The 16970-nt window shown below is 68.0% G+C and carries 20 protein-coding genes; 11 read left to right on the forward strand and 9 right to left on the reverse strand.

All coding sequences use genetic code 11. From position 1 onward, the window contains the following. Positions 1-3: 3 nt before the first annotated feature. Positions 4-711 carry a MerR family transcriptional regulator gene (locus tag TPAU_RS05835; RefSeq protein ID WP_013125836.1) on the reverse strand — a complete coding sequence of 236 codons (708 nt, stop codon included), beginning with the start codon at positions 709-711 and terminating at the stop codon, positions 4-6. A 58-nt stretch (positions 712-769) separates the two neighbouring features. Between TPAU_RS05835 and TPAU_RS05840 the strand changes: the two genes are divergently transcribed. Continuing rightward, on the forward strand, positions 770-1957 hold the full coding sequence (locus TPAU_RS05840) for an erythromycin esterase family protein (RefSeq protein ID WP_147291063.1): 1188 nt from the start codon (positions 770-772) through the stop codon (positions 1955-1957). Between the two features lie 149 nt (positions 1958-2106). Here the strand turns inward: TPAU_RS05840 and TPAU_RS05845 are convergent, their stop codons facing one another. Beyond that, positions 2107-3114, reverse strand: coding sequence for an NAD-dependent epimerase/dehydratase family protein (locus TPAU_RS05845; RefSeq protein WP_013125838.1), 1008 nt, complete (start codon positions 3112-3114; stop codon positions 2107-2109). 53 nt (positions 3115-3167) lie between these two features. On the opposite strand from TPAU_RS05845, the gene TPAU_RS21810 reads away from it, so the two are divergent. From TPAU_RS21810 to TPAU_RS05860, 4 genes are all read left to right on the forward strand, one after another. Further along, complete coding sequence (locus TPAU_RS21810; RefSeq protein ID WP_013125839.1) at positions 3168-3722, forward strand: TetR/AcrR family transcriptional regulator; 555 nt, start codon at positions 3168-3170, stop codon at positions 3720-3722. Between the two features lie 92 nt (positions 3723-3814). Further along, complete coding sequence (locus TPAU_RS05855) at positions 3815-4135, forward strand: DivIVA domain-containing protein (protein WP_013125840.1); 321 nt, start codon at positions 3815-3817, stop codon at positions 4133-4135. Positions 4136-4244: 109 nt separating this feature from the next. Continuing rightward, positions 4245-4412 carry a DUF3117 domain-containing protein gene (locus tag TPAU_RS22265; protein WP_013125841.1) on the forward strand — a complete coding sequence of 56 codons (168 nt, stop codon included), beginning with the start codon at positions 4245-4247 and terminating at the stop codon, positions 4410-4412. A 92-nt stretch (positions 4413-4504) separates the two neighbouring features. Beyond that, positions 4505-5362, forward strand: a complete 858-nt coding sequence (locus TPAU_RS05860) for a putative RNA methyltransferase (RefSeq protein ID WP_013125842.1) — start codon at positions 4505-4507, stop codon at positions 5360-5362. Here TPAU_RS05860 and glgA read toward each other — a convergent pair whose 3' ends face one another. Next, positions 5363-6538 (reverse strand): glycogen synthase, encoded by a 1176-nt coding sequence (gene glgA / locus TPAU_RS05865; RefSeq protein WP_041944307.1) that lies wholly within the window; start codon positions 6536-6538, stop codon positions 5363-5365. A gap of 175 nt (positions 6539-6713) precedes the next feature. Between glgA and glgC the strand changes: the two genes are divergently transcribed. From glgC to TPAU_RS05880, 3 genes are all read left to right on the forward strand, one after another. After that, positions 6714-7931 (forward strand): glucose-1-phosphate adenylyltransferase, encoded by a 1218-nt coding sequence (gene glgC, locus TPAU_RS05870; protein ID WP_041944308.1) that lies wholly within the window; start codon positions 6714-6716, stop codon positions 7929-7931. Positions 7932-8150: 219 nt separating this feature from the next. After that, positions 8151-9743: a B12-binding domain-containing radical SAM protein gene (locus tag TPAU_RS22870; RefSeq protein WP_013125845.1), complete on the forward strand. Its 1593-nt coding sequence runs from the start codon at positions 8151-8153 to the stop codon at positions 9741-9743. Between the two features lie 8 nt (positions 9744-9751). Further along, on the forward strand, positions 9752-10360 hold the full coding sequence (locus TPAU_RS05880) for a LysE family translocator (RefSeq protein WP_245537889.1): 609 nt from the start codon (positions 9752-9754) through the stop codon (positions 10358-10360). A 139-nt stretch (positions 10361-10499) separates the two neighbouring features. On the opposite strand, the gene TPAU_RS23290 is transcribed toward TPAU_RS05880, so the two are convergent. Together TPAU_RS23290 and TPAU_RS21820 are read right to left on the reverse strand one after the other, a co-directional pair. Continuing rightward, positions 10500-10685, reverse strand: a complete 186-nt coding sequence (locus TPAU_RS23290; RefSeq protein WP_013125847.1) for an allophanate hydrolase-related protein — start codon at positions 10683-10685, stop codon at positions 10500-10502. Positions 10686-10860: 175 nt separating this feature from the next. Beyond that, the gene (locus TPAU_RS21820) at positions 10861-11382 is read right to left on the reverse strand and encodes a GNAT family N-acetyltransferase (protein ID WP_013125848.1); all 522 of its coding nucleotides are present in this window, start codon (positions 11380-11382) and stop codon (positions 10861-10863) included. An 85-nt stretch (positions 11383-11467) separates the two neighbouring features. Here TPAU_RS21820 and TPAU_RS05895 point away from each other — a divergent pair, with 85 nt between their 5' ends. Further along, positions 11468-12334, forward strand: coding sequence for an SDR family NAD(P)-dependent oxidoreductase (locus TPAU_RS05895; RefSeq protein ID WP_041944309.1), 867 nt, complete (start codon positions 11468-11470; stop codon positions 12332-12334). On the opposite strand, the gene TPAU_RS05900 is transcribed toward TPAU_RS05895, so the two are convergent. The 3 genes from TPAU_RS05900 to cofD are packed head-to-tail and all read right to left on the reverse strand — an operon-like array spanning position 12335 to position 15269. Continuing rightward, a complete protein-coding gene (locus TPAU_RS05900; protein WP_013125850.1) occupies positions 12335-12892 on the reverse strand; it encodes an NUDIX hydrolase in 558 nt (185 codons plus the stop codon). Positions 12893-12900: 8 nt separating this feature from the next. After that, positions 12901-14253 (reverse strand): coenzyme F420-0:L-glutamate ligase, encoded by a 1353-nt coding sequence (locus TPAU_RS05905; RefSeq protein ID WP_013125851.1) that lies wholly within the window; start codon positions 14251-14253, stop codon positions 12901-12903. Continuing rightward, positions 14250-15269 (reverse strand): 2-phospho-L-lactate transferase, encoded by a 1020-nt coding sequence (gene cofD, locus TPAU_RS05910; RefSeq protein WP_041944310.1) that lies wholly within the window; start codon positions 15267-15269, stop codon positions 14250-14252. Before cofD ends, TPAU_RS05905 begins: the two co-directional genes overlap by 4 nt. 238 nt (positions 15270-15507) lie before the next feature. On the opposite strand from cofD, the gene TPAU_RS22275 reads away from it, so the two are divergent. Beyond that, positions 15508-15834: a WhiB family transcriptional regulator gene (locus TPAU_RS22275; RefSeq protein WP_013125853.1), complete on the forward strand. Its 327-nt coding sequence runs from the start codon at positions 15508-15510 to the stop codon at positions 15832-15834. Positions 15835-15856: 22 nt separating this feature from the next. Here TPAU_RS22275 and TPAU_RS05920 read toward each other — a convergent pair whose 3' ends face one another. Then, positions 15857-16348 carry a metallopeptidase family protein gene (locus TPAU_RS05920; protein ID WP_013125854.1) on the reverse strand — a complete coding sequence of 164 codons (492 nt, stop codon included), beginning with the start codon at positions 16346-16348 and terminating at the stop codon, positions 15857-15859. Between the two features lie 103 nt (positions 16349-16451). On the opposite strand from TPAU_RS05920, the gene TPAU_RS05925 reads away from it, so the two are divergent. Continuing rightward, positions 16452-16949: a DUF3499 domain-containing protein gene (locus tag TPAU_RS05925; protein ID WP_083773777.1), complete on the forward strand. Its 498-nt coding sequence runs from the start codon at positions 16452-16454 to the stop codon at positions 16947-16949. Positions 16950-16970: the final 21 nt, after the last annotated feature.

Below are 16970 nucleotides of genomic sequence, written 5' to 3' on the forward strand. Positions count from 1 at the left end.
GCGCTATCCGCGCAGGTGTGTGTCGAGTGCAGCGGCGCCGGACACCAGGGCTCGGCCACGCGCGGTGAGCGATGCCTGCCAGCCATCGAGGGTGTCGCGCAACGGTTCCACGCCGCCGGCCTCGCGCACCCGGCGGGTGAGGGTGGCGATATGCGCGAGCGAGTACCCACCGCGCCGCAACTGCTGGGCCATCCGGGCGTCACGCAGGTCGGCGGGTGAGTACACCCGGTAGCCGGTCGCGCGATCACGGTCGGGAGTCACGATCCCCTCCCGCTCCCAGGTCCGCAGGGTCGCCGGAACCACGCCGATCGACCGGGCCACGTCGCCGACGAACACGTCCGGACCGGATGGGGTGGCACCGTCGGTGGGACCGACGCCGGCCAATGCCGTTCGGACCTGCCGCAGTGTCGCCCGGTCGGCGGCGAGTTCCCGGTGCGCCTCGTCGAGCAGAGCGAACGCGGCGTCCGGATCGTCCCGGTTGACTGCTCGAAGGATCGCTGCGGCGCGTGCGTGTCCGCAGCCCGGGGTCAGCGCCACGAACGCGGCGAGCGCGGTGACGTGCTGTTGCCGGTACGACCGGTAGCCCGACGCGGAGCGCTCCGCCGCGGGCAGCACGCCCTGGTCTTCGTAATTCCGCACGGCCTGGGTCGAGAGACCATGGGGGCGAGCGAGATCGATGGGTCGAAGTCTGCGTTGAGGGTTATGAGTCATTGTCCTTGCTGGAAGCACCACAAGTTTCAATCGGTACTTCAACGATAGTATTGGGGAAGTGACTTGTGAACACATGGACATGGTTTCCTTCCTCGCCGGCCTGCCGCATCCGCCCCGGCTGCTCGCCCTGGGGGAACCCATGCACGGATCCGAGGACATCCTGCGGGTGCGCAACGCCGTGGTCCGCGATCTGGTGATGCGCGGTGGATTCCGATCGATCGCGGTCGAGTCGGACTTCCATCGCGCACCGCTGGTGAACGACTACATCCAGGGCGCCGACATCGAGGTGGAGCAGGTACTCGATGACGGCCTCAGTCACCCGTACGTCCACCGATTGGAGGCGGTGAGCGAACTCCTCCGCTGGCTCCGGGACATCAACCGCACCCTGGACGAGCCGGTCCGGTTCTACGGATTCGACGGCCCGATGGAGATGGCGGCCGCGCCCAGCCCCAGGGATCCGCTTCTGCGGGTACACGCCGCGCTCGCTGCGGTGGTGGGCGCCACTGCGGGCAGTCCGGGTGAGATAGCGGACCTGATCGGTGACGAGGCCCGGTGGACCGAGGAAGCGGCGATGTACCACGCGGAGCGCTCGATCGGCGGCTCCGCCGAGGTCGCCCGGTTACGCCTGCTCACCGACGACCTGTGCGGTGTCGCCGACACCGCAGCGCCGCTGCTCGCCGCCGATCCGGAGCGCTGGTGGTGGCTTCGTGCCGACATGCGGACCGCCGTGGGGCTACTGCGATACCACGCCGCGATGGCCTCCGACGGGGCGCAGCGGCTCAGCCGGCTCATCGCCCAGCGCGATGTGATGATGGGCGAACACCTGCTCGCCATCGCCGAGCGCGAGGCCGGTCGCGGAGGCACCATCGTCGTTGCGCACAACCGGCACCTCCAGCGAGAGCCGAGCACCATGACGATGGGCGCGCACGAGCTGTGGTGGTTCGGCGGCGGTGCCCAGGTGCAGACGCGTCTCGGAGCGGACTACCGGTTCGTCGCCATCGCCATCGACATCGGCGCCGCGCCCGCGCACGGTCTCGGTGAACCGGGACCCGGCACCGTCGAAGGCGAGCTGTACCGATCCCAGCGGCCGAACGCCCAGTTGTACCGCGGCGCTGACCTGGCCGAGCGGCTGCGCGGCCTCGCGACCCGCGCCGATCGCGATGCCCGCGGAGCGTACTTCCCACTGGAGGCGGAACATCTCGCCGAGACCGACGGCGTGCTGTTCCTGCGGGAGGTTCGGGCTTGATGGCCCCAGGGTGATCCTGCTGTACGCCCTCCTGGTGCCGGTGGCCGGGGGCGCGGCGGGTGAGCGCGCACCACGCCTACGACCGGCCTTTGATCTGGATCAGGCCACCTGGGCCGAGCTGTGGCACGTCTCCGAGAAGCTCACGGGCGTCACCTACGCGCTCGGAGGTCGAGCAGGCTCTCGGCGGAGGCGGTCACCGCGTCCTGCCAGACGCGGGGCCGCCAGCCGAGCTCGTCGCGGGCCCGCGCGCTCGACGCCGCGCGGGTCTGCCCGAGGAGCGGAACCAGGTCGCCGACCTCGGGATCGAACCGCCCGACGAGGCGCAGCACCACGTCGGGGATCGCGCGGGTCGGCACCCGCTTCGCGCGGTCGCCGAGGCGGGCGCGCAGTTCGCGGGCGATGTCGAGCATGGAGATCACACCGTCCGTCGCGGCGATGTAGCGACGGTTCGCGGCCGACTCGGCGTCGGCAGCCCGCAGGTGCAGGTCGACGACGTCGCGCACGTCGACGACGTTCAGCCGCACGTTCGGGACGGCCGGGGGCCGGCCGGACAGCAGGCCGTCGATCAGCCGCAGCGACGAGGTCGCGTCGGCGGACCGGGCCGGCCCGAAGATTCCGGTCGGACAGACCGTCGTGAGCGACAGGTCGCCGCCCTCGCGTTCCATGAAATCCCACGCGGCGCGCTCGGCGAGCGCCTTGGACTTCACATACGCGCTCATCGGCCCGCCGTCGACGTTCGTCCAGTCCGACTCGTCGAAGGGCGTCTCCCGCGACGGGTGGCCGTAGTAGACCGCGCCACACGACGACGTCGCCACCACCCGTGGAACGCCGGAATCCCGTGCGGCCCTGAGCACCCGAAGCACCCCATCGACCGCGGGGCGGATCACCTGCTCCTCGTCGCGCGTGGCGGTGAGCGGCGAGGCGACGTGGTGCACGACGTCGCAGCCGGCGGTCGCCTCGGTCCAGCCGTCGTCGCCGAGCAGGTCAGCCTGGACGACGGTGAGCCGCCCATCGGCATCCGGGAACCGCGCGAGAACGGCGTCCGCCTTCGCCGCGTCGCGCACCGTCGTGCGTACGGTGTCGCCGCGGTCGAGGAGCGCCGCGATCGTCCATCCCCCGACGAAGCCGGTTCCGCCGGTGACGAGTGCTGTGGCCATGAATTTCCCTACTTTCGTTAGCCGCTCGGCTAACCAAAGGTAGCATCGGAGGCGTGAGCACGCGAGCGGAGCAGGCGGAACGGACCCGGGCGGCGATCCTGGCGGCGGCCGAGGCGCTGATCGCCGAGCGGGGCTTCGACAGCACCTCCCTGCAGCAGGTTGCAGACCGCGCCGGCGTGACGAAGGCGAACGTCTACTACTACTTCCGCACGAAGGAGGCCCTGCTCGGGGGCGTCGTCGCGCCGCACGCGCAGGCGCTGCGCGCACTCGTGGACGGCGCTGCCGCACTGACCGACCCCGCCGCGCGGCGCAGCGCGCTCATCACGGGCTACGTCGAGCAGTCGATCCGCGCCTTCCGGCGCATCGGCGCAGTCGGCATCGGCGGCGACCCCGCGCTCCGTCGCGCGATGGCAGCCACCGCCGACCTCGACGCCATCGCCGCGGATGCGCTCCCCCTTCTCCTCGGGCCGGACCCGACGCCGCGCCGGCTCGCCGGCTGGCTGCAGCTCGGCGATCTCGGGCCCGCGCTGCGCGGGCTCGCTCACCTTCCTGACTCGGAGGTGCAGGACGCCCTCGTTGAACTCTGTGAGCGCGCTCTCGCTGCGTGAGCGTTCCGGATTGGCGGCACTGTCGAAGGCGGAACATCTCGCCGAGACCGACGGCGTGCTGTTCCTGCGGGAGGTTCGGGCATGATGGGCCCATGGTGATCCTGCTGTACGCCCTCGGCCTACTGGCGGTGGCCGCCGTGCTGTACGGGGTCGCGGCGCTGGTCTTCGGCCGCGGCGACGAGACGCCGCCGCTCGAAACCGACGCCACGCCCACCGTGCTGCCCGCCGAGGATGTCACCGGCGCGGACATCCGCGCATTGCGATTCCAGCAGGTGGTACGGGGGTACAAACCGCAGGAGGTCGACTGGGCGCTCGAGCGGTTGGCGCGCGAGATCGACGTGCTGCGCGCGCAGCTCGCCGCCGATCGCGGATCGGACGTCAGCCGCGACGGCGGTGCCGAACGCGGTGACTAGGCGCGCATTACCTGCGTCCTGCTCGATCGCCGCAGCGCACAGGCTAGAATGTACTGCGGACTCGAACCGGGTTAGCCCGGGCGGGTGAAGTATCTGAAGGGAGCAACGGATGGCGGCGATGAAGCCACGTACGGGGGACGGCCCCTTGGAGGCGACCAAGGAGGGGCGCGGGATCGTGATGCGCGTACCTCTTGAGGGCGGGGGACGCCTCGTGGTGGAGCTCACCGCGGAGGAAGCCGCAGCATTGGGGGAGGAACTGCGCGGCGTCACCGGCTGACGCCGGCCGATCCGTTCTCAGTCGACATACTCGGAAGATCCCGCGCGGCGAACCGCGTGGGATCTTCTCTTTTCTCCCATCGGGGGTGATTGATGGTCGAGGTTCCGTCCGGCCTGATCGCGGTGCTACCGGCATTGGCATGCCCGCACTGCGGCCTCGAATTCGATGCCGACGGCGGCACTCTGGTGTGCCCTCGCGGCCATGCGTTCGACATCGCCCGGCAGGGGTACGTCTCGCTATTGGCGGGTGCCACGGCGAATTTGATCGCCGATGATGCGGATATGATCGCCGCCCGCGAGCGGTTCTTCGCGACCGGCCACTACAGCCGCTTCCACGACGCGGTCGCCACGGCCGCCGCGAGCGTGCCCGCCGGCCTCGGCCCGATCCTCGATTGCGGCGCCGGCGAGGGGGAGTACCTCGCCCGGGCGGTGGCGGCGCGCGGGGGCGCCGGGATCGGTCTCGACCTGTCCAAGCCCGCGGCGCGGCGCACCGCACGCCGCGGACCGTCGATCGGATCGATCGTCGCCAACGGCTGGGACCGCCTCCCCATCGGTGACGGTGCCCTCGGCGCCGTTCTCTCGGTCTTCGCTCCGCGCAACGCCTCCGAGTTCGCCCGTGTCCTCGCCCCCGGTGGGTTGCTGGTGGTGCTCACCCCGACGCCGCGACACCTGCGCGAGTTGGTCGGACCACTGGGAATGATCTCCGTCGAAGACGGCAAGGTGGCCCGGCTCGACGGTGCGCTGCGCGACCGGTTCGAGCTCCTCGACCGCGAACGACACGAGTGGGTCATGGAACTGGACGCCGCCGCCGCCGGAGACCTCGTGGCGATGGGCCCGAGCGCGCATCACGGTTCCGCGGATGAGCGCGCGGCGCAGCTCGCCGGACTCACCGCCGACGGACCCGCACACGTGACCGCGTCGGGCACCGTCAGCGTGTTCCGCGTTCGCTGATCAGCGGGACAGACAGTGCCGGTAGACCTCCAGCGTCTGCGCGGCGATCGATTCCCAACTGAACTCGGCGATGGCGCGCTCGCGTCCCGCCGCCCCGAACGACGCGGCCCGGCCGGCATCGGCGGCGAGTGCGTTCACCGCGTCGGCGAGGTCGGCCTCGAAGGTCGCGATGTGGTTCTTGTCGTAATGCACGAGGGTGCCCGTCGAGCCGTCGGCGACGACCTCGGGGATGCCGCCCACGTCGGAGGCGACCACCGCGGTGGCGCAGGCCATGGCTTCGAGGTTCACGATGCCCAGCGGCTCGTACACCGACGGGCACACGAAGACGGTAGCGGCGGAGAGGATCTCACGTACCTGCGGGGTGGGCAGCATGTCCTGGATCCAGTGCACACCCTCGCGGGAGCGGGCGAGCTCGGCCACCGCGTGGGCCGTCTCGGCCGCGATCTCCGGGGTATCGGGTGCGCCGGCGCACAGCACCAGCTGCACATCGGGTGCGAATCGGTGCGCGGCGGCGACCAGGTGCTTGACTCCCTTCTGCCGGGTGATGCGACCGACGAACGCAACGATCGGGCGGTCTGGGTCCACGCCCCGGGCGGTGAGCGGGGAATCTTCACCGAAGCCGGGTACCGGGTGCCACACCTGGGTGTCGATCCCGTTGCGCACCACGTGGACCCGCGAGGTGTCCAGTCGGGGGTAGGCATCGATCACATCGTCGGCCATGCCCCGACTCACCGCGATCACCGCGTCGGCGTACTCGACGGCGTTGCGTTCGGCCCAGCTGGAGAGCCGATAGCCCCCGCCCAGCTGTTCCGCCTTCCACGGGCGCCGCGGTTCCAGTGAATGCGCGGTGAGCACGTGCGGCACCCCGTACAACTGCCCGGCGATGTGTCCGGCGAGCCCGGTGTACCAGGTGTGGCTGTGCACGACGTCCGCACCCTGCGCCGCGTCCGCCATCCGCAGATCGGTCGAGAACATCTGCAGGGCGGTGTTCGCCCCGCCGAGTTCGGGGTCGGGCGTGGCGACGGCCACGTCCTGCATGCCGGGGCGCTGCTGACCCATGCAGTGCACGTCCACGGTGCACAGCTCACGAAGCCGCGCGACCAGTTCGGTGACGTGTACTCCCGCTCCGCCGTACACCTCCGGCGGATACTCCCTGGTCATCATCGCAACGCGCATGCGCCCACGGTAGAGGGTGCCGTGCCCGGGTGCACCCGGTTCGTCTCAGCACCGGTCCACTGTTTCCCTGCGCTTCGGAGTCCGGCCGCCTGCGATTCGTCGTGCGCGGGTGGTGCTCGTCTCGAACGGCGCGGAACCCTGCACAGGCCCGCGGTTACGGGTTAGCGTTGCACTCGTGAGCAGACAGCCGCGCGTCCTCGGAATCGTCCTCGCCGGCGGAGAGGGTAAGCGCCTCTACCCGCTGACCGCAGACCGGGCGAAACCTGCGGTGCCCTTCGGCGGCTCGTATCGGCTGATCGACTTCGTGCTCTCGAATCTGGTGAACGCCGGCTATCAGCGACTGTGCGTGCTCACCCAGTACAAGTCGCATTCGCTCGATCGGCACATCAGCCAGACCTGGCGCATGTTCGGTTTCCGTGGCGAGTACATCACCCCGGTCCCCGCGCAGCAGCGAGTGGGGAAGCGCTGGTACACCGGCAGCGCCGATGCGATCTTCCAGTCGATGAACCTCATCTCGGACGACGATCCCGAATACATCGTGGTCTTCGGCGCCGACCACGTGTACCGGATGGACCCGTCGCAGATGGTGCAGGCGCACATCGAGTCCGGGGCGGGAGTCACCGTGGCGGGTATCCGGGTTCCTCGGTCCGAGGCGAAGGCCTTCGGGTGCATCGAGGCCGACGAGTCGGGCCGGATCACGCAGTTCCTGGAGAAGCCGGCCGATCCGCCCGGCACCCCGGACGATCCCGACGTCACCTTCGCCTCGATGGGCAACTACGTGTTCAGTCGCGAAGCCCTCGTGGAGGCGATCACCGCGGACGCGGAGAATTCCGACTCCGACCACGATATGGGCGGCGATATCATTCCTGCGTTCGTGGCCCGCGGCGAGGCCGCGGTGTACGACTTCAGTGATAACAAGGTGCCTGGAGCCACCGAGCGCGATGCCGGCTACTGGCGTGATGTCGGGACGATCGACGCCTTCTACGACGCGCACATGGACCTGGTGTCGGTGTACCCGATCTTCAACCTCTACAACCGGCAGTGGCCGATCCGGTGCGAGAACGACAACCTACCGCCCGCGAAGTTCGCCCGGGGCGGGCTCGCGCAGGAGTCGATGGTGGGTGCCGGCAGCATCGTCTCCGGTGCGACGGTGCGCAATTCGGTGATCGGCGCGAACGTCACGATCGGCGACGGGGCCACGGTGGAGGGCTCGGTGCTGATGCCCGGTGTGCGGGTCGAGCCCGGTGCAGTGGTGCGCAAGGCGATTCTCGACAAGAACGTAGTGGTGGGTCGCGGCCAGATCCTGGGCGTGAACCTCGACCGCGAGCGGGAACGCTTCGACGTGTCCGCCGGCGGTGTGGTGACCGTGGGCAAGGGAATCCGGATCGGCTGAGGTCGCCCGGCAGGGGACTTGTCGCGGCTTGCGCAGATGCCACGACCTCGACACGGCATGCGGGCCTGCGCCATGCTCGCCGTCGTGAGCCTGCCGTAGCGAGGATGCATAAGGCTGGACAGGTGTGATCGCCAGAGGCACAATCAATATGTGACGTAAGTAACGATTCAGCCCTGCGTCGAGCTCCCGGCACCGGGCCTGATCCGGTTGGGAGGTACCGTGGATCAGAAGCTGGTGATTGTAGTAAGCCCTCCGAACTCCAATACGGTGTTGGACGGCGCGGCATGCACCGTGACGAGTCCGATTGAGCACACTGATTGGTCGGACTTCCCCAACCTCGGGGCCCTAACCTTGGCGTCGGCGATAGAGGAAGTGCCCGGCGTAGAGGCTGTATATCTCGATGGAACGGTAGTTGACTGGTCGGTGATCGCCGATTTTGTCGTGGATCACGCCGACAGGACGCTCGCGCTTTGCGTCAGTGCGCTTACCGCGACGTACGAAGCAGGCTTGTGTTTAGCGCGAAAGGTTAAGTCTGCAAATTCGGATGTTGTCACCATTTTTGGGAATGATTATCTAACGGCGTTGCCGCGCGAATGCATGGATGCTCAAACCGATGTCATTGATTTCGCCTTCTTTGGAAACGAAGTAATCGGAGCGTTCACGGAGTTTATCTGCGCGCTGTCGAGTGGTACCTCGATCGAACCGGAGCGATTTCCGTCATTGATATACCGTGATTCGGCAGAAGTTGTCAGTATCAACAAGGCGAGGCCGGAAGGTATCTATACGGATATCAATTTCGATCTGGTGGACAGGCATTTTGATCATACGTCTCTGTATGCTGACAATTTTGAACGAAGGGTTGTTCCTACTTTTGAACGCCTCACTGGCCGCCGAGTACGGTCGGGTACGCCGGTGGAATTTGCGAGGGGATGTATCAAATTTGCGCGTAACGATGCGTGTAGCTTCTGCTCCATTCAGTACGGCGGGCTGTGGCGGAATTCGGTAGAATCTGCGGCGGAAGCGTGGAAGACGGTTGAACACGCGGACGAGCACGGCTACGACTATCTCTACTTGACGGCGGATGAGCTTCCGCTGACGTTCGGCCGTCTGCTTGGCGACATGGCGAACGAGCCCCCGTTGTGGTGGCGACATCGTGACGAGGGTGACCGGCCGGTCATGGTTGGATATGCTCGCGCCGATGGGCTCTCGAATGAACGTAACGCCGCCAACCTAAGGGCGCTTAATGTACGCCAACTCATGGTTGGGCTAGACGCGGGTACTGCCTTGTCGTTGCAAGCGATGCGCAAGCCGCTCGCACCCCCGAGCGATCGAACCTCGTGCTATCGCGCGGAGGAGATGTTCAAGCACAACGAGCGCGCGATGCGAACGGCCAAGAACAACGACCTCGTTCTGAAAGTGGGGTTCGTGGTTGGGCACATCGGGATGGATTCCTCTATGCTACGCGAGAACGTTGACTCGATGAAAGCGCTACTAGAGTCTGGCGCAGATTCTATCGCATCCTTAGATGTAGAAGTCTTGTCGCCAGAACCTGGATCTCGGGACTATCAGTACCTGATAAACCCGGACCTTGCCTTCGCGGCGGCGGAAGAAATCGGCATGGTTTTGCCGGATCGAGGCGCGCACAAGAGGGTTGCGATGAAGTGGCGAGGGCATGACACGATAGATCGGGAGGCGGCGATGAGCGACTATATTGACGCTGTCATGCCCGGTCTAGCAATGGACGACTTGGCTGCGGCACGTCGTGAAGTCCGGAACCATGCGGAACTGTTAGGGATTACGACAGGCGGCTGATCGTGACAATGCAATCCGCGCTGACGTTCGCCGGGTTGTGCTTGCTGCTGTCGATAGTTCCGGGGCCGGACTCTCTACTGGTTCTCCGTCTTTCGCTGGATAGGCCCCGAGCGGGAGTCATGGTCGCGGTGGGCTCGTCGGCCGGGTCTCTCTGTTGGGCGATGGCGGTCGGATTCGGCCTCGCTGGGTTTATTTCGTCGCGGCCAGGCCTCGTCACTGTGTTACACGTTCTCGGTGGCGTCTACCTCGTCTATCTGGGAATCAGCGAGCTGGCCCGGGCTCCTCTTGCGGCAGAGGCGGATGAGGAGAAGCGATCGCGAGCGGAGAGGTCAGCGCTCACGATGGGCTTGGTCTCCTGCCTGCTCAACCCGAAGGTCGGCTTGTTCTTCTTGCTGGTCGCGCCACAGTACGCCCCTGCATTGGACTTTGGATCGATCATGATGCTGGGAGTAATCGACGCGCTTGTTGCCTTTGTCTGGCTGGCTTTCCTCTCGGTGACGGCGGCAGCCGCCGTCCAGCGGTTGGCCAGCGTGAGTGCGCAGCGCCGCTTACGCCTTGTGTCTGGTCTGGCGATAGCTGCTATCGGCGCTATGGTGCTCGTACAATCGCTGGTGTGATCCACCGATCAAGGTGGATGGCGCCTTCCCGGGAAGCCATGCGGCTCAGGCACTCCCCGGACGGATGGCGGCGAGATAGCGCCGCCACCCGTCGTAGCCGGCGATCTCGCGCTGCCCCGCGACGAGGAAAGGCCGCCGATCACACCGAGAACCTCGGCGTCGTCGTCGAGGACGATCTGCCGATCGTGAGCCCGGCCGGCAGGCGGTAGATCGGCGCCGTGCGGGTCTCGCGCACGAACCGCGCCCCGGCATCGAGCAGATTCCGGTTGAGGTCGAGCCCACGCATCAACGTCCCGTTGACTCCCAGCACCAGCGCATCGTCCACGTTTCGGTCTCCTCTTCTCGCGTGCTGCTGCCGGTTCGGGCGGATCAGGCGGAACCGGCTGGACGCGAAACACTCGCAATGTCCGGTAACCGCATGAAACGGCCGGTGACGTCGGCGGAAACTCCATACCGGACTGATCCGTGCATTGCGGCCGAGCGCGACATCGGCCGCCTGATCACGCCGGGCGCAGCGGGATCCGGAACACTCGGCTGGTGCGGACGGTGCCGTCCGAGCGGACGATGTGCGGTTCGCGACGGGACGCGATCTCCACCGCCCCAGGCAGTTTGAGAATGGCTGCGGCGGACCTCCCGTTGCGTTCGTCGGTCCGGAACTGCACCCATTGCGCCCCGGCGGCGAAGGCGGCGTCGATCATCAGTGCCTTCGCCGCGGAGTTGATCCCGGTTCCCCAGGCGTCCGGGGTGAGAAGCGTTGCGCCGATCTCGATCCCGCCGGGATCGGCCGGGTCGAGCAGGTACGACGAGGTGCCCAGCACCGTGCCCGTGTGATCGATCAGCAGCGGTTGCCGGCCCGCGCCGCTGAGCCGCTCCGCCATGACCTCGGGTGTCTCGGGAGCGCCGCCGGGGATGTGCTGCCACACCGCGGCGTGGTCGAGCGCGGCGAACAGGTCCTCGCGCCGCGAGAGCGCCGACACCTGGACCCGGTCGCCGGCGGAGGGGACGGCGATCGGCAGCTTCATGGAGTGACCGTATCCCGATCCGACAGCCGTCTTCCACGGAATTGTGCTTGCGTTGGAGCGCGCTCGAAGTCCTAGCGTCCACGACATGGACACCACGAACAGGACGACATGGATGATCACCGGCGCCTCGCAGGGATTCGGGCGCGATATCGCGGCAGAGGTGTTGGCGCGGGGGCACACCGTCATCGCCATTGTGCGCGACTCCTCGCGGGTCGTGGATCTTGTCGCCGCGAACCCGGGCCGCGTGGAGGTGGTCGAGGCCGACCTGGCACAGCAGGAGGGAGTCGATCATGCAGTGATGATCGCGCGCGACCGCGAGGTCGGCGTCCTGGTCAACAATGCCGGACGCGCGATCTGCGGTGCTGCTGAGGAGGTTTCGATGAGCGATCTCCGCGCTCAATTGGAGCTGAACTTCTTCGCCGCTGCCGCCCTCACCCGAGCGGTACTTCCGGGCATGCGGGCCCAGGGATACGGCACCGTCGTGCAGTTGAGCAGTCAGGGTGGAAGATTGTCGTTTCCCGGCGTCGGCGCATACTCGGCGAGCAAGTTCGCACTTGAGGGATGGAGCGAGGCGCTCGCAGGCGAGGTGGCGCCGCTGGGGATCCGGGTCATGCTGGTCGAACCGTCACGGTTCCGCACTGGCTTCAACACCACTCGGTCCCTGGGCTTCGCGGAGCAGTCCGGCGTGTACGCGAGCACCGTGGGACGGGTCGCTGCCGATCTCGCGGGCGTCGACGGACGCCAGGAGGGCGACCCGGTGCGGGCTGCGCGCATCATCGCCGACATCGTTGCGTCGGCCGAGGTCCCGTTGCGACTACCTCTGGGGGCCGAGGCCGTCGACCGCCTCCTTGCCGCTTACACCAGTGGCACCGCGGCGGTCGAAACGTGGGCGGATGTCGCTCGTTCGGCCGACTTCCCGTCCGCGGGGGATCGCGCCTCCCGCCCGGTCTGATCAGCCGCGGGCGAGGGCGGCGCGCACCTGGTGCGCCACGGTGGTGCGCTCGGCGGAGTCGGGGAGGGCGTCGACGGGCCACCATCGTAGATCGTTCGACTCCTCGCTGATCGCCAGCTCGGGGACGCCCGCGCCGGGTGCGATCGCCCGGAACCGCAGATCGAGGTGCCGGGTGGGCTTGCCCAGCGAGCAGGTGATCGGGTGCGTGTGCAGGGTCAGCAGATCCTCTTCGACGGACAGCCGGCTCAGCCCGGATTCCTCGAGTCCTTCGCGGAGCGCCGCCCCCGGAAGCGAGGCGTCCTCTTCTTCGCAGTGGCCGCCCAATTGCAGCCATTCACCGACGCGCGGATGGTGGGTGAGCACCACGTGCGTGCGGGCCTCGTTGAGGATCACCACCGAGGCGGTGATGTGCCCCGGCACATTGGCCCGCGCACATCCCCTCGGCTGCGCATCCAGGAAGGCGAGCATGGTGTGCCGAAGGGCGTCGTCGGCATCGGTCCGGGCATCGAAGCGGGCGAGTGCATCGACGGCCGAGGCGTGCAGTGAGGCGAACGACATTCCGGGGTCTACCTTTCGATCAGCATGTTTCCAGGTGGGAGTGGCTCGCGCGGCGTCGCGGGCTCGGTCGGATAGCCGACGGCCACGGCGCCGGCGGGCCGGTAGTCCGCGGGCAGGTCCAGAATCTCCCGGACGGTCTCTGCGGCGAAGATGGTCGACCCCACCCAGCAACTGCCGATTCCGCGCACGGCGAGCGCCACGAGAAGTGACTGCACCGCGGCGCCCACCGCCACCGTGAACATGGTCTCCTCGGCGGCGGTACGGCGAGCGTCGGGATAGTCATGAGCGCCGTCGGGCACCATGAACGGCAGGATCAGTTCCGGTGCGTCGTAGAGCAACTGGCCGCGGCGCACCCGCTTCGCGACCGACTCCGCCGATCGGCCGTCGCCCGTCAGATCCGCAGACCAGGCGGCCTTCATGGCATCGAGCAGCGCCGCTCGGCGGGCGCGGTCGCGCACCCAGACGAACCGCACGGGATGCGTGTGGTGCGGCGCCGGCGCCGTGAGTGCCTCGGCCACCGCAGCGCGCATCTCCTCCTCGGCAACCGGCTCGTCTGCGAAAGCACGTACCGAGCGGCGCAGCAGCAGTGCCTGCCGCCGGGCGGCCTCGACACCGGTGTGGAACAGGTCGTCTTCGCCGGGGCGCACCAGCCCGCGGGCGGTGCCGAGCGGTGAATCGGCTGCGGGGGAGCGAGTCTGGAAACCTCGGACGACGGCCACCGGGACACCGCCCAGTTTGCCCTTCACCAGATCCGCTGCGGCGGCGAGTTCATCGGCCACGGCGATCTCGGTGACCACCAGATCATTGCCGTACGCGTCGACGGCGCCGGCGTACCCGTGCAGCACCTCCATCCCGGCCGCGCCGATCGCGGCGTCGGTCTGCCCGGTACGCCAGGCACGCCCCATGGTGTCGGTGACCAACACGGCCACGTCCACGCCGAGGCGTTCGCGAAGATTCGCCCGCACCGCGGCGGCGCTGCCGTCCGGGTCTTCGGGGAGCAGAGCGACGGTGTCGGCGGCCACGTTCGAGGCGTCCACCCCCGATGCTGCCTGCACGATGCCCAGCTTGTTCTCCGTGATCCAGGTGCGCCCCTTGGTGGCGAGTACGCGTACAGCCTCCTCGGCGATCAGGCGGCGGCGGAACGCATCCCGCTCGTCCGGGTCCGATGGCGCCGCCAGCACCCGGCCCTCGGACTTGGAGAAGATCTTCGAGGTGATCACCACGACATCGCCGTCGGCGAGCCACGGCGCCGCATCCGCGATCACCTGCGCCACATCGTCTCCGGTGCGGACCTCGCCGATCCCGAACACCGGCAGGATCTCCAGCGCGGCGGCACCGTGATCGCGTTCGGGGCGCGTCACAGGCCGACCAGTCCGAGGCCGGCGTCGATCATGGCGGCCGTGGCCTGCGGTGAGCTCATCAGCAGGGGGATCGCCGCGACGGGGAGACCGTCGATCGCGACGCCGGAATCCTCCTCGGCCACCAGCCAGCCATCCAGGATGCCGTTGCCGCTGCGCGCACCGAAGTGCTCGCCGATGGCCTGGGCGCTGGTCTCGATGCCCAACACCTCCAGGCATCGGTCGGCCATGCCGCGCAGGGGGGCGCCACCGATCACCGGGGAGACACCGACCACCTTCGCCGACGTGGTGCGCAGCGCGGCGCGCACCCCGCCCACCGAGAGGATCGCGCCGATCGAGACCACCGGGTTCGACGGGGCCAGGAAGACCACGTCGGCATCCTCGATCGCGGCGACGGCGGCCTTGGTGACCTGTGCCTTTCCTCCGGCCGGGGCGCCCTCACCGCCGCCCACCTGGGCGAAGCCGAAGGTGTCGACATTCGCGCGGTATCGCACCCACCACTCCTGGAAGTGGATCGCGCGCCGGGCGCCGTCGTCGGATTCCGGATCGGCGATCACCACGTGGGTCTCGTGCCGCGCATCGGTCACCGGCAGCAGGCGCACCCCCGGTTGCCATCGGTTACACAGTGCGGCCGTCACCTCGGTGAGGGGATACCCGGCGGACAACATCTGAGTGCGGATGAGATGCGTCGCGAGATCGCGGTCACCGAGGCCGAACCAATCGGGATCGGCGCCGTACTTGGCCAGCTCCTCCTTGGCGTTCCAGGTCTCGTTCTTGTGGCCCCAACCGCGCTCGGTGTCGATACCGCCACCAAGGGTGTACATGCAGGTGTCGAGATCGGGACAGATCCGGACGCCGTGCATCCAGGCGTCGTCGCCGACGTTCACCACCGCTGTGACCGTGTGCTCGCGTGTCGTGTCGTCATCGTTCCCGGGAAACGGGGTGATCCCGAAGCGTTCTCGCGCACCCTGCAGGAATCGCGCACCGCCGACACCGCCCACCAGCACCGTCACCTTCACCGCATCGAGGGTAGTCGCCGGCGTGGTGTGACGCGGATTACATCTCTACCTCGTGTCGAGGTCTGGTTTCGGGCTCACCGGGTGGTATTAGCTAATTTTCGGGTTCAGCTTGACGTGGCGGACCTACGCGTGTGTAATCACAACAGTGTCATTCAGCGCTGCGGGATCATCGGCGGCGGGCACCAGAAGAAACCGAAACACCAACGAACACCACGAAAGCAACGAGGGAGGCGGGCCGATGACGATCGACGCTCATCGTGAACCGTTCGAAAGCTTCTCCGGTGGGTCCGGCCGTGCGCATCTGTCTCTGGTGCCTACGGGTTTCGAGGAACTCTACGAGGCTATCGAGGATCAGTGGCAGGACCGCGCCCTGTGCGCGCAGACCGATCCCGAGGCCTTCTTCCCCGAGAAGGGCGGCTCGACCCGCGAGGCCAAGCGCATCTGCCTGGGCTGCGAGGTGCGCAACGAGTGCCTCGAGTACGCCCTCGCCAAGGATGAGCGCTTCGGCATCTGGGGCGGTCTCTCCGAGCGTGAACGCCGCAAGCTCAAGCGCGGCATCATCTGACGATCCCGGTTCGGCCGGTCCGCTACATCGAGTCCGGGCCGGCGAGCAGGGTCTCCTCCGTGACCCCGAGGTAATCGCTGATCTGGTGTACCAGGATCGCGAGAATCTCCTCGAGGAGATCGGCATCATTCTTCGCCCGTCGCTGGAGCGGCCTGCGGAACAGGATCAGCCGCGCGCGGGTGTGATTTCCGCGCCGATCGATCCCCGCCGGGACCAAGCGCGCCAACGGGATCGGTCCGTCCGCCTCCACCTCGTCGGGCCACGACACCGAATCCGGATCCCGCGGCAGGATGCCGGGCACGTCGTCGACTGCGATATCGAGGTCGGTGAGACGGTCGTGCCACAGACCGTCGATCTCGGCGTAGGCGTCGAGCACTACCTCATCGAAATCCTGGGCCCGGGTCCGATACGCGGGCAGGCCCCGCGGAACCAGCGGCGCCCGTAGTCCGTGGTCGCGGCGATCCCTCGCGACGCGCTGCCGCAATCGTGCGCGCCGGTCCACCCGTGCTCTCATCGTCGGCTCAGTGTAGGCCCGGACTCCCGGTCACGACGGTCGGGCACCGTCGTGCGGTGTGTCGAGGCGACCGGCCCCCGCGACAGGCGTTAACCTTCTTCTCGTGAACCCCGTCCGTCAGTGCTGCCGCCCCGGCTGCAGGAACCACGCCGTGGCCACGCTGACGTTCGACTATCGCCAGTCGATCGCGGTGCTGGGCCCCCTGGGCACCACCAGTGAGCCGCATTCCTGGGACCTCTGCGACTTTCACGCAAGCCGGATGACTGCGCCGCGGGGCTGGGAGATGCTGCGCAACCTCCCTGCGTACAGCGCCGCCTCGGTGGGCGGGGCTGCCCTGGACGACGACCTCACCGCGCTCGCCGACACCGTTCGCGAGGGTGCACCGGGTCTCGCCCGCGAACGCGGCCCACGCCCCGTGGTCGACGTGCCCGGTGGTGACGTTCCGGCCCGCTCGCTCCCACCGATCGGCGCCATGCGGCCCGTCCACGACGGCATGAGCCAGGTCCCGCCGGCAGGACAGGGTTCCGCCGGCGCCCCGAAGCACGCCGCTCGCCCCGGGCGCCGGGGTCATCTGCGGGTGCTGCCCGATCCCGTCGACTAGGGCCCGTCCTGCGGATTGCAA

Origin of the sequence: Tsukamurella paurometabola DSM 20162, assembly GCF_000092225.1 — a bacterium.
GTDB classification, from domain to species: domain Bacteria; phylum Actinomycetota; class Actinomycetes; order Mycobacteriales; family Mycobacteriaceae; genus Tsukamurella; species Tsukamurella paurometabola.

Coding starts and splice junctions, on each gene's coding strand:
- TPAU_RS05835 (WP_013125836.1), bottom strand. CDS start 711: ATGACTCATAACCCTCAACGCAGACTTCGACCCATCGATCTCGCTCGC.
- TPAU_RS05845 (WP_013125838.1), bottom strand. CDS start 3,114: ATGGCCACAGCACTCGTCACCGGCGGAACCGGCTTCGTCGGGGGATGG.
- TPAU_RS05855 (WP_013125840.1), top strand. CDS start 3,815: ATGGTGATCCTGCTGTACGCCCTCGGCCTACTGGCGGTGGCCGCCGTG.
- TPAU_RS22265 (WP_013125841.1), top strand. CDS start 4,245: ATGGCGGCGATGAAGCCACGTACGGGGGACGGCCCCTTGGAGGCGACC.
- TPAU_RS05860 (WP_013125842.1), top strand. CDS start 4,505: ATGGTCGAGGTTCCGTCCGGCCTGATCGCGGTGCTACCGGCATTGGCA.
- glgA (WP_041944307.1), bottom strand. CDS start 6,538: ATGCGCGTTGCGATGATGACCAGGGAGTATCCGCCGGAGGTGTACGGC.
- TPAU_RS05880 (WP_245537889.1), top strand. CDS start 9,752: ATGCAATCCGCGCTGACGTTCGCCGGGTTGTGCTTGCTGCTGTCGATA.
- TPAU_RS21820 (WP_013125848.1), bottom strand. CDS start 11,382: ATGAAGCTGCCGATCGCCGTCCCCTCCGCCGGCGACCGGGTCCAGGTG.
- TPAU_RS05895 (WP_041944309.1), top strand. CDS start 11,468: ATGGACACCACGAACAGGACGACATGGATGATCACCGGCGCCTCGCAG.
- TPAU_RS05900 (WP_013125850.1), bottom strand. CDS start 12,892: ATGTCGTTCGCCTCACTGCACGCCTCGGCCGTCGATGCACTCGCCCGC.
- TPAU_RS22275 (WP_013125853.1), top strand. CDS start 15,508: ATGACGATCGACGCTCATCGTGAACCGTTCGAAAGCTTCTCCGGTGGG.
- TPAU_RS05920 (WP_013125854.1), bottom strand. CDS start 16,348: ATGAGAGCACGGGTGGACCGGCGCGCACGATTGCGGCAGCGCGTCGCG.